Consider the following 14,518-nt stretch of genomic DNA (forward strand, 5'->3'; position numbering starts at 1 on the left):
TCCTAGCTTCGAAACAGAAAAGGCAAAGGGAGTCTGCATTCCATTTGCCTTTATGTTCGAAATTAATACGCTTTTGCAAATACCACGGTATGCTTCGCAGATTCCTCGCAGACCAAGCATTTCGTCTTATGCTCTTTCACTTCAAACGGAATATTTCTGCTGGTTGCTCCCGTCTCCTCTTTGACCTGATGCTCGCAGGCTTCCGAGCCGCACCAGCCGGCCAGGAAAAATCCTCGCTCCTGCTGGATCCGCTGCTTCATTTCATCCAAAGTGTCCACCGAATAAAAATGCGAATCCATAAATGCTTTGGCCTGTATGAACATATTCTGCTGAATTTCGTCCAGCATTCTGCCGACTTCCTCCACAAGCTTCTCTTGCGAGACGATCCGCTTTTCTCCGCCCGTTCTGGCTACAAGCACAGTCTGTCCATTCTCCAAATCGCGGGGCCCCAACTCCAATCTGATCGGTATGCCGCGCATTTCATATTCGTTGAATTTCCAGCCCGGGCTCTGATCCGGTCGATCATCGACCCGCACACGAATCCCGGCATCCTTTAATTGCTTCTGGAGCTCATAGGTTCTGTCCACAACCTGATCCCTGGTTTTGGCCGGCCCGATCGGAATCATGATGACCTGGGTCGGAGCCACTTTAGGCGGCAGAGCCAAACCGCGGTCGTCGCCGTGCACCATGATGATCGCTCCGATCAGCCGGGTGCTTACTCCCCAGGATGTGGTAAACACATGCTGCTGTTGATTCTCGCGGTCCAGGTATTTGATGTCGAAGGCTTTGGCAAAATTTTGTCCAAGGTAATGGGAGGTTCCGGCTTGAACCGCCTTGCCGTCCTTCATCATCGCTTCAATCGAATAGGTGTCCACGGCTCCGGCAAATTTCTCGGAAGGCGTTTTCTGCCCGACGATAACCGGAATCGCCAAAAACCCCTCCACAAAATTGCGGTAAATTTCCAGCATCTGCATCGTTTCGCGGCGAGCTTCGTCCTCCGTCTCGTGCGCGGTATGGCCTTCCTGCCACAAAAACTCGCTTGTCCGAAGAAACGGCAGCGTGCGTTTTTCCCAGCGCACCACATTCGCCCACTGATTGATCATCAGCGGTAGGTCCCTGTAGGACTGAATCCACTTGGAATACATGTGTCCGATGATGGTTTCCGAGGTCGGCCGGATGGCCAGCCTTTCCTCCAGCTTTTCGCCGCCGGCTTCCGTTACCCAAGGCAGCTCGGGATTAAAGCCTTCGACATGCTCCTTTTCTTTCATAAAAAAGCTTTCAGGAATGAACAGCGGAAAATAGGCGTTGCGATGTCCGGTTTCCTTGAACCTGGCGTCAAGCTCCCGCTGACATAATTCCCACAGTTCATATCCGTCCGGTTTAAAGACGATGCAGCCTTTCACCGGAGCATAATCCATCAAATCGGCTTTTCGGATGACATCGATATACCAGCGTGAAAAATCTTCATTTTGCGGTGTGATTTCTTTGACAAATTGTTTTTCCTTGGACATACAAACCTCCTGAATAAAAGCGTGAATCAACGGGATGCGGCCCGTCTATCCCTTGAACAACCGGAGTATATCGTTATAAGTGACCGCAAGCATCAGCAGCATCAGCATGGCAAAGCCGATGAAGTGGACCATGCTCTCCCGGGCCGGATCGACCGGTTTGCCCCGCAGCGCTTCAATGCCGATAAAGATCAATCGGCTCCCGTCCAGCGCCGGAAAAGGCAGAAGATTGAAAATGCCGAGGTACAGACTGAGCAGCGCCGCCCATTTGACCAGATAGACGATGCCCATATTGGCCACCTGCCCGGTCACTTCGACCATCCGGACGGGACCTCCCAGATCATCCATCTTCACCTGAAGAGACACCAATTTTTGCAGACCCTTGAAGATTTCCTGCGTAAAGAAAGCCATCGACTCGCCCGCGCCTTGCACGATTTCCAGCGGACTCGCTTTGCGCGACAGCAGGCGAATTTCGATGCCGACCATCCCTCTTCCGTTTTGGTCCTGCGGCGTAATATTGACCAGTTGAACGGCATCCCCCCGCCGTACCTGCCAAACCATTTCTTTTCCGGCGGAGGACGAGATCATTTGGATCATCTTTTCCGTGTCAGCGCCGATCGATTTCCCCTCAATCGAAAGGATAACGTCATTCGGCTGCAGCTTTGCCGCCGCCGCAGCGGAATTCGGCAGCACTTTAGACAATTGAACATGTTCGGGAATTCCAGTCATCCACGAAAATATGAGGAACAAAATAAAAGCCAGCAGGAAATTCATCATCGGACCGGCAAAAATCGCCATTGCCCGCTGACCGACCGTTTTGCTGCCAAACTGTCGGTTTAACGGCGCGATTTGGGTTTCCGTCCCCTTGGACACAATTTGCGCCTGCGGATGGACAGGAAACGACAGCAGCGACCCTTCCGCCTCCAACGTAATCCGTAATTTTTTTTCCAGATCCAAGCTGTCGACAATTCCGCGGTAGACATCCGTGCGCATATCCAACTGATCCACAAACAGACGGGTGACCTGTCCGTCCTGCACCTTCAAGGCTACGCTTTGTCCCGGATTGACGCTTACAACCTCCGGATCCTCGCCGGCCATTCTTACATATCCGCCCAACGGGAGCAACCTGATGGTATATCTGGTTTCGTTTTTTCTATATGAAAAAAGCTTGGGACCGAAGCCGATCGCAAACTCCCTTACGAGAATACCGGCCCGTCTGGCAAAGTAAAAATGCCCGAATTCGTGAATGCCGACCAGAAGAAAAAAGACCAGTACCGTTAAAAATATCACCTGAGGACTAAACAATTCTCAGCGGCCTCCTTTTATACCAGCAAATAAAGACTGATATCTCAGATGTATTGTCCTTAGAGTAACATTATTCCTTCCGTTAACACAAGAAAAACAGATGGGTTCAGTTACAGCTATTATTCTACATGAAAACGAAACGAAACAAAAATCAGGACAAAGCTTCTATAATGAGGCCGCTACCGAACGCGCCCACCGATCCGCTTCCAGAATTTCCTCCAGCTGCGGAACGGAAACGGTTTGGTGCCGGTCAACCACTTGCCGTATAATATCTTCGATTTGTAAAAACTCGATTTCCCGGCGAAGGAACCTGGCAACCGCCATTTCATTGGCGGCGTTGAATACCGCAGTGGCCGTTCCTCCCGCTCTGCCGCATTCATAGGCCAGCTTCAAGCAGGGAAAGCGTTCTTCATCCATCTGGCGAAAATGCAGCGAGCCGACTGTCGTTAAATCCAATCGTTTGCCGGGCGAAGGAAGCCTTTCCGGATAAGTCAGCGCATATTGGATGGGCACGCGCATATCCGGAGTGCCCAATTGGGCGATAACGCTGGTGTCGGCAAATTCAACCATGGAATGAACGATGCTTTCCGGATGCAGGACGACATCGATTTGCCGGTAATCCATGCCGAACAACCAGTGCGCTTCAATGACTTCCAATCCCTTATTGACCATGGTTGCGGAATCGATTGTAATCTTCGCCCCCATCGACCAGTTCGGATGGCGAAGCGCCTGCTCGACGGTAACCCCTTTCAACTGCTCTCTCGTACGGTCGCGGAAGGCTCCTCCGGAAGCCGTCAGGATAATCCGCGATGCGTCCGTTCGCGCCTCCCCGTTCAAGCATTGAAAAATCGCGGAATGCTCCGAATCGATCGGCAGAATGCCGACGCGATTCCGCGCGGCCAGCTCCATGACCAAATGGCCGCCGCTCACCAAGGTTTCCTTATTGGCCAAACCGATCTGTTTGCCGGCCTCAATTGCGGCGAGCGTAGATTTCAGTCCCTGACTGCCTACCAATGCCGTGATGACCATATCGGCATCCGTTCCTGCCGCAATTTCCAGAAGACCCTCATCACCCGAATATATTTCAACATCTCCGGCGACGGCCAGCTTCAATTCGTCCGCAAGCTGACGCGTGGCCACAGATACTTTGCGCGGCCGAAACTGCCGGATTTGCCTGATCAGCACCTCAAGGTTCGAGCCGGCAGCCAAGCCTTCCACCCGAAAGCCGTCGGGATGCTTGGCAATGACATCCAAAGCCTGTGTTCCAATCGAGCCGGTCGAGCCCAAAATGGAGATCCGTTTCATCTCATTGCCCACCTCATATTGAAAATCACGATAACAGCGCAAACAAATGAACCATCGGAAAAACAAACAGCCAGCTGTCTACGCGATCCAAAATACCCCCATGACCGGGCAAAATCGTGCCGGAATCCTTCACTCCTTGTGAACGCTTCAAAGCCGATTCCACAAAATCTCCAAGCTGGCTGAATATCGATGCCAGAACAGCGATCAGCAGCGCCTGACGAACAGAAAGCAGATCAGGGGAATACAGGGAAAATCCGATTGCCGTCACAACGGAAAACAGAATCCCTCCAACCGCCCCTTCCACCGTTTTTTTGGGACTGATGGAAGGCCAAAGAAGTCTTTTTCCGATGGCCCAGCCTGTAAAATAAGCGCCTGAATCGGTTGCCCATATGCAGGCAAATACGAGCAGCGTCCAAAAAAGACCGTGTTCCAGGGAACGGGTCAATCCCATGAAATGAAATCCGGTTCCTATGTACAGCGTGCCCAAAAACAGGATCGACACATCATGGACGTTCGTCCGGTTTTTGGTCACTACGGTTGCCAACAGAAACAAAACCATCATGGCCCATATCCCCGTCTCGAAGGAGAAAATTCCGAGAGCATGGGATTCTTGGGATCGGGGAATCACTAAAAATGCTATGGAGAGATAACCAATGATTGACGCAGGATCGGTATGCCGCAATTTCATCATGCTGATGAATTCATAATATCCGATTAACGCCAGCACGGAAATGATCAGAGCAAACCAAGCGCCGCCCAAATATAATAATACTAAGAAACCGGCACCGGCCAAGATTCCTGTTGTGATTCGCTGCTTCAAATCGATTCCTCCATCACTGATGAATCCGGACTTCTCTAGAGGCCGCCGTATCGTCTTCCCCGATGCTGATAATCCCTGATTGCCTGATAGAAATGCTGTTCCGTGAATTCCGGCCAAAAAACATCAGTAAACCATAGTTCGGTATAAGCCAACTGCCAAAGCATAAAATTGCTGATTCTTTGTTCGCCGCTGGTCCGTATCATCAAATCCGGATCCGGCAGCCGGCCGGTGTGGAGATATTTGGGAAATTGCTCTTCCGCAATCTGATCAATGCTCAATCTGCCGCTTTGGATCTCACCGGCCATTTTTTTAAAACCTTCGATCATTTCCCGGCGGCTTCCGTAATTCAGAGCAAAATTCAAAATCAATCCGGTGTTGTGCTCCGTTTTTTTAACCGCTTCTTCCACAGCTTTGAGCGTATGAGCCGGAAGGTCTTCCTTCCAACCCATCATCCGGACCTGAACATTCCGAGCTATCAGCTCATCAAGCTCGATCAACAAAAACTCCTGCGGAAGCTTCATCAGGAAATCGACTTCCTCTTTCGGCCTTTTCCAGTTTTCTGTGGAAAAAGCATAAAGCGTTAACACCTTAACTCCCAAACGATCGGCAGCCTTGATGATTTTTTTGACCGTCTCCATTCCGGCCCTGTGGCCGGCAATTCTCGGAAGCCCGTGGCGTTTCGCCCATCGGCCGTTTCCGTCCATGATCACCGCGACATGTTCGGGAATTTTTTCTTTGCTCAGGGAATTCCAATCGATTTCTTCGTTCCTTCGGAAGCTTTTCAAAAATCGTCCAATCATTCCTGATCCCCCATACAAGAACCGCGGTGTTATACTTCCATGATTTCCTTTTCTTTTGCGATTAAGGTTTTGTCGATTTCAGCCACAAATTTATCCGTCAATTTCTGAATGTCATCTTGATATCGTCTTGATTCATCCTCGGATATCGTTGTTTTCTCCAGTTTCTTGATGTCATCATTAGCATCCCGGCGAATGTTCCGGATTGCAACCTTCGCTTCTTCCCCATACCTCTTGGACATTTTCACCAATTCTGCACGCCTTTCCTCGGTAAGCATCGGCAGGACGATCCGAATCATGCTTCCGTCGTTGCTGGGGGTCACGCCGAGATCAGATTTAAGTATGGCTTTTTCGATATCGTTTAATGCGGTTTTATCCCATGGCTGAATCATCAGCGTGCGCGAATCCGGAGCATTAATACTGGCGAGCTGATTCACCGGAGTCATGGTTCCGTAGTAATCCACCTGAACCCTGTCCAGCAGCGCGGGAGTAGCCCGGCCGGCCCTCAGCGCGGCCAAATCTTTTTTCAAGGATGCTATAGCCTTCTCCATGCGCTCTTCCGTATTTTTCATGACAGTCTGCGGCATCAATCAACACTCCCTTTCACGGTAGTACCAATTTTTTCGCCGATAACGGCTCGCTTGATATTGCCTTTCTCGGTTATGGAAAATACAATCAACGGGATATCGTTATCCATGCAGAGCGATGATGCGGTGGAATCCATGACACCCAAATTTTTGTTCAGCATCTCCAAATAGGTGAGGGTCTCGAATTTTTCCGCATGGACATCCAGGAACGGATCCGCCGAATAAACGCCATCGACTTTGTTTTTCGCCATCAAAATGACTTCCGCTTCAATCTCCGCTGCCCGCAATGCAGCTGTGGTATCTGTGGAAAAATACGGGTTTCCCGTGCCGCCGGCAAAAATGACGACACGCCCCTTTTCCAAATGGCGAATCGCTCTTCTTCTAATATAAGGCTCGGCAACCTGCTGCATTTCAATCGATGTCTGTACGCGGGTCGGAACCCCTATCTTCTCCAAAGCGCTTTGGAGGGCCAGGGAGTTCATCACGGTTGCCAGCATTCCCATATAATCGGCCGTTGCCCTGTCCATACCTTTGGCGCTGCCGGAAATCCCCCTCCAAATATTGCCTCCGCCTACGACGATGGCGACCTGGACGTTTAAGGCGACGACTTCTTCCACCTGCTCGGCAATGGATGAGATGACATCCGCATCGATTCCATATCCTTGTTGGCCGGCCAACGCTTCTCCGCTAAGCTTTAAGATGATCCGTTTGAAAATCGGCTGTTTCATCCTTTTACCCCCTTCGATCAGGAAACATGCTCATCCGCTAGAACGATCTGAATAGATAATATACGCTTTAAAAAAGAAGGAACACGGAGGTGTCCCATCTTATAGCGGTTTATTTTTTGATTTGTGCCATGACTTCTTCAACAAAATTATCCTGTTTCTTTTCAAGGCCTTCGCCCAGTTCAAAACGAACGAAACGGCGAATGGAGATGTTTTCACCGATCTGGGAAATTTTTTCATTCAGCAGCTGACTAATGGTCTTGTCCGGATCTTTGATGAATTGCTGTTCAAGCAGGCAAAATTCTTCATAGTACTTGCTGAGGCGGCCTTCCACCATTTTTTCCACAATGTTGGCCGGTTTTCCTTCATTCAACGCTTGCTCTTTCAAAAATGCTCTTTCTTTTTCCAAATCCGCCGGATTCACATCCTCGCGGCTTACATAGCGCGGGCTGCTTGCGGCAATCTGCATCGCAATGTCCTTGACAAATTCCCGGAACGAATCCGTCTTGGCCACAAAATCCGTTTCACAGTTGACTTCGACCAGCACGCCGATTCTTCCACCGCCGTGAATATAGGATTCAACAAGCCCTTCGGTCGCGATACGGCCTGCTTTGTTGGCCGCTGCCGCCAAGCCTTTCTTGCGGAGAACCTCAATTGCTTTTTCCATATCACCGCCGGTTTCCTCCAACGCCTTTTTGCAATCGAGCATTCCCGCACCCGTTTTTTCACGAAGCTCCTTTACCATTGCTGCTGTAACAGCCATGTTTAATACCTCCTCAAATTCGAATTATGTAGTGTTCGATAGCCCTTAAAAAAAGGGTGGTGATAGGCAATAAGCGCCTTCAAACCACCCTTTTTCCAGTTCCTCATTCATATTCTCAATTTAATCAGGCTGTTTGTTCGCCCTGATGGGCTTCGATGACAGCATCAGCCATCTTGGATGTCAAAAGCTTAACCGCACGAATCGCGTCGTCGTTGCCAGGAATCACATAGTCGATTTCATCCGGATCGCAGTTTGTATCGACAATCCCGACAATCGGGATGCCCAGCTTGCGAGCTTCCGCCACAGCGATTCTTTCCTTGCGCGGGTCAATGATAAACAGCGCATCAGGCAGTTTTTTCATGCCTTTTATGCCGCCGAGGAATTTCTCGAGACGAGCTTTTTCCTTGTTGAGCAGGATGACTTCTTTTTTCGGGAGCACGGAGAAGGTTCCGTCCTCTTCCATTCTCTCCAGCTGGTGAAGTCGGTCAATCCGCTTTTGAATGGTTTCGAAGTTCGTCAGCGTACCGCCAAGCCATCTTTGATTGACATAATACATCCCGCAGCGTTCAGCCTCTTCGGCTACAGATTCCTGAGCTTGTTTCTTCGTTCCCACAAACATGATCGAACCGTTGTTCTCAGCGATCGATTTGACGAAGTTGTAAGCCTCTTCCACTTTTTTGACCGTTTTTTGCAGGTCAATGATGTAAATACCGTTTCTTTCGGTGAAGATGTAACGATCCATTTTAGGATTCCAGCGACGGGTTTGATGTCCGAAATGCACCCCGGCTTCCAAAAGCTGTTTCATGGAAATTACCGCCATCTTCACTCACCTCCTCTTTCGTTTGGTTTAGTTCCTCCGCCAATTTCATCCCTAACACAAGACTTTCCAAACGGAAAGCACCCTTGTCTAAATCCGTTGGCGTGTGTATTAACACCGTCAACTAATATACCACAAGTGAATTGCCGTTGCAAGACCATGAAAAGAGTCGGCAACAATGTTCGCCCTCTTCAGTTGCGATCGCCGGTTATCTTGTCAATCAGTTCGGCCATGGTCGGTTTTTGGTCAAATGTGTAAATACCGGCCCTGATTTTCGAGCCTAGATTTTGCGACTTTATTTCCGCTATAAACGCGTTTGTGTCTTCAATGATCTGCATGCTTATCAGCATGTCGGCAATTTTATACGCGCTCATGCCCGCTGAAATTGCAAAAACCCAGCGAGTTTGCGGAGACAGGGATTGAATCGCTTCCCGTTTAGATTTTTCCAGTTGATCCTGCAATTCGACCTCTGTGTATATTTTTTCATCCTTATCGAAGACATGAAGACCCAGTTCACCCGCGCGGGCTTTAATCTCGTTCAAATCCATCTGAGGAGTGGCGTTTGCGGTTTGCTGCGGAATCAAAGCCTCCTTGTCCGATGACGGCACGGAGTTCATCAGTTGAAGAAGCAGCGCGCCTGCGATCAATCCCAACCCCAATCCATTCAGGAACAAGCGATTTTTATGCACGGAACTGCTCCTCCTGCTTGGCTAATTGAATAATCAACTGTATTTCGCCTTTGTTCATGCCCATTTTCTTGGCAATGAATTCAATTGATTTTCCAATTTCATAATAATCAATAATCTCTTTATAGCGCCCCTTTATGGCGGACTGGCTAATCCGATCCTCTTCCGGCCCGGATCCGGATATCGGCTCCGATATGGGCTCGATTGGCGGCCTTGACTCGACAATCGCATCCTCCTTGAGGCACCCCGGCTTCTCTAATGAAGCGGCGCGTTCGGCAAGTTCGCTGACTTGCTTTTCCAATCCGTTCATCCGGTCCATCAATTTATGGGCCAGCTTTTCATATTCCTGTTTCATCCCGCCGATCGTTCTGAGAAGCTGTTGATTCTCCTCCTCCAATTGAAGCGCGAACGCGTCCAGCGTCTGCTCAATTTCTCCTGTCATGTCGGCACGGTTGTGCATGAGGTTTTTGGGGGCACGCAGCAAAGCATAAATGATGATTACCGCTCCCAGCAGGACAATCAACATCCACGGTTCCATACATGGGCTCCTCCTTTACTGAGAATATCTTTGGATTTTGTCCTTTATAAGGAGAAATCAATGTGATGACCTTTGTAAGGATGCTCCTGACGAACCGGTTCCGTTCGCCGTTCCGGTCCCGGCTCGCTATCCTTCGCCTTCCGTCGCCGCCGGTTTTGCTGTTCCTTATCCTGCCTTCCGTCATCCTGGATGAGCATTCCCAGCACTTCCTCCGCCTTCGCGCTTTTTTTGCGCATTTCTTCCGTCTTTTTACTCGCAGCCGCGTTCAGGCTGATCTGATCCTCTACAGGTTTATGCGCCAGTTGGTTTTGCAGGTTACCGGTCTCGTTGTTACGCGATAATGCGAGCTGGACATCGATCGATTTCAGGCTCATACGATCACCTTCCTAGGCTAATCCGCCGATACTTATTCAGACCGCATTACAATTTCGCCGTCAGCCATTTTGATGACCGCCCGTTGGGTGGCATCCTTGATAAATCGGGTGTAGCGGCCGATCACGATTTTGGAGCCCCCGTAAATCGTGGAAACGATTTTTACTTCGGCTTTGGAAGTATCCTCAAGGTTTTTTTCGATTTCCAGGATCCGTTCCTTCAACTCATTCATTTCATCGGTTTGCTGGCGTTTCGTATTGCTCAGCTTGCTTCTGAGCGCAAGCTTATCCGGAGAGATCTGCCCTGCAGAAGCAAGTTGATCGAGAAGAATAAGCGTCTTGCTCGTTTTGTCCAAATTTTCATAGAGAGCCTGTGTCTCCTTTTTCAATTGAACAAGCTCACTTCTCAATTCAGGCAGCACGCCGACCTCGATCGAGGTTGGGGTCGACATATTGTTGCCGATGGTTCTGGCCGTTACTTTTTCTCCAGCCTGAATGACCCCTCCTACAATCAGGCCTTTACTGCCCAAACATATGACATTTCTTCCCGCGCGGATATGGGAATGCATAATGCTTTGCGAAACAATGATATCCTCCGCGGCCTCGACATTTCCTTCCTGAATGAAGGAGGTTTTGACATTTTTTCCGGCTTTAACGGAACCCTTGTTGTTTGCGATAATTCCCGCAGTGATCTCAATCGACCCGTCAGCTTCCAGTTCGGCTCCTTCGACGCTGCCGATCACGCGGATATCTCCCGACGCTTTGATCTTAAAGCCTGTGAGCACATTGCCGCGGATGATCACCGTGCCCACAAACTCGATATTTCCGGTTTTGAAATCCACATCACCGTTCACTTCGTAGATCGGAAAAACATTTATCTTGTCTTTCTCCGTTTTTGTAAGCAGCCCGTCGATCACGGCATATAAATATTGGTTCTGTTCATCGGCAACCACATTTTTTCCAATCTTGAACCTGGCTTCTTTTCCCTTTTTTGAAAACAGCGTTTCTCCCGTAACGGCTTTTCCATGAACTCCTTCTTGAGCAGGGATCCGTTCAGCAATCAACTGACCTTTGTGAATATTGTTCAATGCCCCAACCTCATGGTAATCGATGGTGCCGTCCTCGCGTTCCAGAGGTTTTTGGGAGTCCTGATCCAAGTTAAATTGAAAGCGGATCATCCCGTCGGCTCCATCTTTCGGAGGGGTACCGGCCGCCACGGCAATCTCGCTGTAATAAAAAGCTTTGGGATCTTTGGCGATTTCGGCCAGCACATCGTAGCGCACACCGTGTTTGATGCCATTTTTCTCGAGAATTTTCTCCAACTCGACCAGCGAGACAGTCAAACCTTCATCCGGGTTCACAAATCGCAGGAAAGCATGAAGTTTATCGTTGGAGATGTTGACACTTACATAATGTTCCAAGGGTAGATGGTGTCCGTTATCCATCATTCCAACCCACCTTATCTGTAATAAGACTTGAACAATCTATTTTAATCATTTTGCAGCAATTGATTTTTGGCCTTTCCCAATGCCCCTCTAAGCCGCAATATGGCTTTAGAATGCAGTTGCGAGATTCGTGAAGGCGATAAGGACATGACTTCGGCGATCTCGCTCAAGGACAGATCCTCATAATAGAGCAGCGAAATGACGGTGCGTTCCTTTTCGGTCAATCTCTCGATCGCTTTTTCAAGCGTTTCCTTTATGTAAAATTCGTTGACTTTATATTCGGGGTTTTTCGCCTTGTCATCTATTAAAACCGACAGCCTGGTTTCCGATTCGTCCTCCTTGAGCGGATCCTCCAGAGAAAAAATCGTGGTGACGGCAATTTCCTGCAGCATCTGCTGGAATTCGTTTTCGTCAATCTTGAGAAAAGCGCATATTTCCTGATCTGTGACAGAGCGTAAATATTGCTGCTCCAATTTTAAATAAGCCTCTTCCAGTCTCTTCGCCTTTTCCCGAACGGAACGCGGAACCCAGTCCCCCTGGCGAAGCGAATCGATCATTGCGCCGCGAATCCTCCAAGAGGCATAGGTTTCAAACTGCAGTCCGCGATGAGGATCAAATTTATCGATGGCATCGATCAATCCCATTACCCCGTAGCTGAACAAGTCATCTTTGGACACATTCTTCGGCAGACCGACAGCCATTTTATTTGCAACAAAATCAACCAGCGGCAAATACAGCTCAATGAGTTGCTTTTTTGCCTGCGGATCTTGATGTTCCTTGCAGCTGATCCACAGATCCATATGGGTAAGATGTGTTTGCTTCGGATCAATCATTGGACATCATCCTTTAGTCCTCGGACAAGTTTCGGATCACTTCCGCCAAATGTGCGGGATCCGGATTTTCTTTCGAAATGAATCGTTTCGGATTCAGCGGTTGAAAAACTTGTGCGTCATTTCCCGATGACAGCTGCTGCCTTAACAATTCATTGAGATTCTCGTCTTCCGGTGTAGCAATATCCACATTTTTCCCTGTCGTGACACCTTCCGGATGTTTATGCGGATCGTTTCCGGCAGGACCATGCTGCAAATCCGCCAATGTTCCCAGCATCCAACGCAGCAGGAACATCAGCAGAAAAAGAATCAGAAAGCTGTAAACACTGCGCAGCAAAGCCGTAACGAATACATTATGCATGATCGAAAAGATAAAGGTGATCGACATGGAAAATAATCCTGAAAATAAATTCCATTTTACATTCCCAATCATGGCTACAGTTCCTTTATTCCGTTCTGCACACTGCGGATCAGTAGAACTCCGGTAGTGTTGTAAAGTTCAATGGTTCTGCCAAAATTGCCGCCGGTATCCTCCGCGACGATTGGAATCGAATATCGTTTCAATACATCCTTGCACGAATCCACATTGCGCGGCCCTATGCGCATCGTGTCATTCTGTCCGAGAAACGAAAACATCTGCGCACCGCCGGCGAGCTTGGCCTTCATCCTGCTGACAACCGCACCCTGCAGCGTCATCAACCGGATCATTTCCGGCAAGGCGGTATCGGCATATTTCGCAATATTGACCTGACCGCTTCGGGCAATGTCCGAATGGGGAAGCATAATATGAGCCATTCCGGCAATTTGGGAGTCGGGATCATATAAGGTAACGCCTACGCACGAACCGAGTCCCGTCGTTTTGAGGACCGCGTCCTTATTCGACGTCACTTTAAGATCTGCCATTCCAACCTTGAGACAAAGTGCAGGTATCATTCAAACGGTACTCCCAATGCTTGAAATATTATGTTGAAGGAATCCGGATCCGGAATGAAAAAGAAATGTCCCTCGACCTCATCAACACCTTCAAAAAAGGCGGTTTCTATCAGCAACGCGTGATCTCCCATTTCACCGAACTGCAGCAGCCCGTAGCTTAATATGGCTCCGGCCATATCAATCGCCAGCGCCGGAACCGTCGGCGACATATACAACCGGGTGAAGTCCGCAAGCGAAGACAAATAGGAACCTACCAGAATGTTGGCAATTTCCGATAAGGCCGAAAGCTCCATTTCCGAATAATTGCCGGTTTCTTCAACGGCTATCCCGGCAAGATTGAGCAAGAGACGTTTGGCGGAGTCCTGCGATAAGATAAAGAACATATTCCCCGGCGCTTCCCCTTCGACACGGAGAAAAATGGCAAGGACAACTTCCTCGGAACCGCCGATACAATCTGCGATCTCGTCAAAAGCAAGCATGCTGACCCTGGGAATCTGCATGTCAATCTGTTTATTCAGCAGCTTTGCCAACGCGGTAGCGGCATTGCCCGCGCCGATATTTCCCACTTCTTTCAATACATCAAGCTGAAAATCTTCCAAACGGTTCAGAGGATTCACCTTAGGTCCCCTCAATTTCTTCTAATTGAATGATTTCATTCTTGTTCAATACCTCTTCGAGATTTAACATGACCAGCAGGCGGTCTGAAGCCAATTTGGCCACTCCCCGCAAATATTTAGCCCGGATTCCGCCGACAACCTCTGGAGGATCGGTAATTGAATCGCTGTCGATATCGATCACGTCGTTTGCAGAGTCCACGATCATGCCGACTTCAATATCCTTTACCGCTACGTTGATGATCCGCGTATTCGGGGTCTCTTCGGTTTGCGGCAGGCCGAACCTTTCCCGCAAATCGATAATCGGTACGACAACGCCTCTTAAATTGATGACGCCTTTTACAAAAGCGGGAGTTTTGGGTACCCGGGTCATTGGCAACATACGTTCAATGGTCTGTACTTTATCGACTTCAACCCCGTATTCTTCATTGTTCAATTTAAACACGATGACTTTCAATTCTTCTCCCATGCTGG

18 protein-coding genes are annotated in these 14,518 nt (G+C 49.1%); all 18 read right to left on the reverse strand.

The genetic code is table 11. The features are described from left to right. Positions 1-62: 62 nt before the first annotated feature. Positions 63-1,511 (reverse strand): proline--tRNA ligase, encoded by a 1,449-nt coding sequence (proS, locus tag VF724_RS05595; protein ID WP_371753243.1) that lies wholly within the window; start codon positions 1,509-1,511, stop codon positions 63-65. Between the two features lie 45 nt (positions 1,512-1,556). Beyond that, a complete protein-coding gene (rseP, locus tag VF724_RS05600; protein WP_371753244.1) occupies positions 1,557-2,813 on the reverse strand; it encodes an RIP metalloprotease RseP in 1,257 nt (418 codons plus the stop codon). Between the two features lie 165 nt (positions 2,814-2,978). Further along, a complete protein-coding gene (locus tag VF724_RS05605) occupies positions 2,979-4,118 on the reverse strand; it encodes a 1-deoxy-D-xylulose-5-phosphate reductoisomerase (protein WP_371753245.1) in 1,140 nt (379 codons plus the stop codon). Between the two features lie 25 nt (positions 4,119-4,143). Further along, positions 4,144-4,938 (reverse strand): phosphatidate cytidylyltransferase, encoded by a 795-nt coding sequence (locus tag VF724_RS05610; protein ID WP_371753246.1) that lies wholly within the window; start codon positions 4,936-4,938, stop codon positions 4,144-4,146. A gap of 35 nt (positions 4,939-4,973) precedes the next feature. Then, entirely contained in the window at positions 4,974-5,738 is a 765-nt protein-coding gene (gene uppS, locus VF724_RS05615) for an undecaprenyl pyrophosphate synthase (RefSeq protein ID WP_371753247.1), read from the reverse strand. A 29-nt stretch (positions 5,739-5,767) separates the two neighbouring features. Further along, entirely contained in the window at positions 5,768-6,322 is a 555-nt protein-coding gene (gene frr / locus VF724_RS05620; RefSeq protein ID WP_371753248.1) for a ribosome recycling factor, read from the reverse strand. Beyond that, positions 6,322-7,050: a UMP kinase gene (gene pyrH / locus VF724_RS05625; RefSeq protein WP_371753249.1), complete on the reverse strand. Its 729-nt coding sequence runs from the start codon at positions 7,048-7,050 to the stop codon at positions 6,322-6,324. Before pyrH ends, frr begins: the two co-directional genes overlap by 1 nt. A gap of 109 nt (positions 7,051-7,159) precedes the next feature. Then, entirely contained in the window at positions 7,160-7,810 is a 651-nt protein-coding gene (gene tsf / locus VF724_RS05630; RefSeq protein ID WP_371753250.1) for a translation elongation factor Ts, read from the reverse strand. Between the two features lie 124 nt (positions 7,811-7,934). Next, positions 7,935-8,630 (reverse strand): 30S ribosomal protein S2, encoded by a 696-nt coding sequence (rpsB, locus tag VF724_RS05635; protein ID WP_371753251.1) that lies wholly within the window; start codon positions 8,628-8,630, stop codon positions 7,935-7,937. 188 nt (positions 8,631-8,818) lie between these two features. Beyond that, entirely contained in the window at positions 8,819-9,316 is a 498-nt protein-coding gene (locus tag VF724_RS05640; protein WP_371753252.1) for a hypothetical protein, read from the reverse strand. Then, positions 9,309-9,851 (reverse strand): hypothetical protein, encoded by a 543-nt coding sequence (locus VF724_RS05645; RefSeq protein WP_371753253.1) that lies wholly within the window; start codon positions 9,849-9,851, stop codon positions 9,309-9,311. Before VF724_RS05645 ends, VF724_RS05640 begins: the two co-directional genes overlap by 8 nt. Before the next feature lie 44 nt (positions 9,852-9,895). Further along, positions 9,896-10,225 (reverse strand): hypothetical protein, encoded by a 330-nt coding sequence (locus VF724_RS05650; RefSeq protein ID WP_371753254.1) that lies wholly within the window; start codon positions 10,223-10,225, stop codon positions 9,896-9,898. A 32-nt stretch (positions 10,226-10,257) separates the two neighbouring features. Next, positions 10,258-11,670 carry a FapA family protein gene (locus tag VF724_RS05655; protein WP_371753255.1) on the reverse strand — a complete coding sequence of 471 codons (1,413 nt, stop codon included), beginning with the start codon at positions 11,668-11,670 and terminating at the stop codon, positions 10,258-10,260. A 41-nt stretch (positions 11,671-11,711) separates the two neighbouring features. Then, positions 11,712-12,500 (reverse strand): FliA/WhiG family RNA polymerase sigma factor, encoded by a 789-nt coding sequence (locus VF724_RS05660; RefSeq protein WP_371753256.1) that lies wholly within the window; start codon positions 12,498-12,500, stop codon positions 11,712-11,714. Positions 12,501-12,513: 13 nt separating this feature from the next. Then, positions 12,514-12,885, reverse strand: coding sequence for a hypothetical protein (locus VF724_RS05665; protein WP_371753257.1), 372 nt, complete (start codon positions 12,883-12,885; stop codon positions 12,514-12,516). Between the two features lie 47 nt (positions 12,886-12,932). Next, the gene (locus tag VF724_RS05670; protein ID WP_371753258.1) at positions 12,933-13,430 is read right to left on the reverse strand and encodes a chemotaxis protein CheD; all 498 of its coding nucleotides are present in this window, start codon (positions 13,428-13,430) and stop codon (positions 12,933-12,935) included. Beyond that, positions 13,427-14,047, reverse strand: coding sequence for a chemotaxis protein CheC (locus VF724_RS05675; protein WP_371753259.1), 621 nt, complete (start codon positions 14,045-14,047; stop codon positions 13,427-13,429). The genes VF724_RS05670 and VF724_RS05675 overlap by 4 nt, the downstream gene beginning before the upstream one ends. 1 nt (position 14,048) lies before the next feature. Continuing rightward, complete coding sequence (locus VF724_RS05680) at positions 14,049-14,513, reverse strand: chemotaxis protein CheW (RefSeq protein WP_371753260.1); 465 nt, start codon at positions 14,511-14,513, stop codon at positions 14,049-14,051. Positions 14,514-14,518 lie beyond the last annotated feature (5 nt).

Source organism: Ferviditalea candida, from assembly GCF_035282765.1.
GTDB lineage: Bacteria > Bacillota > Bacilli > Paenibacillales > KCTC-25726 > Ferviditalea > Ferviditalea candida.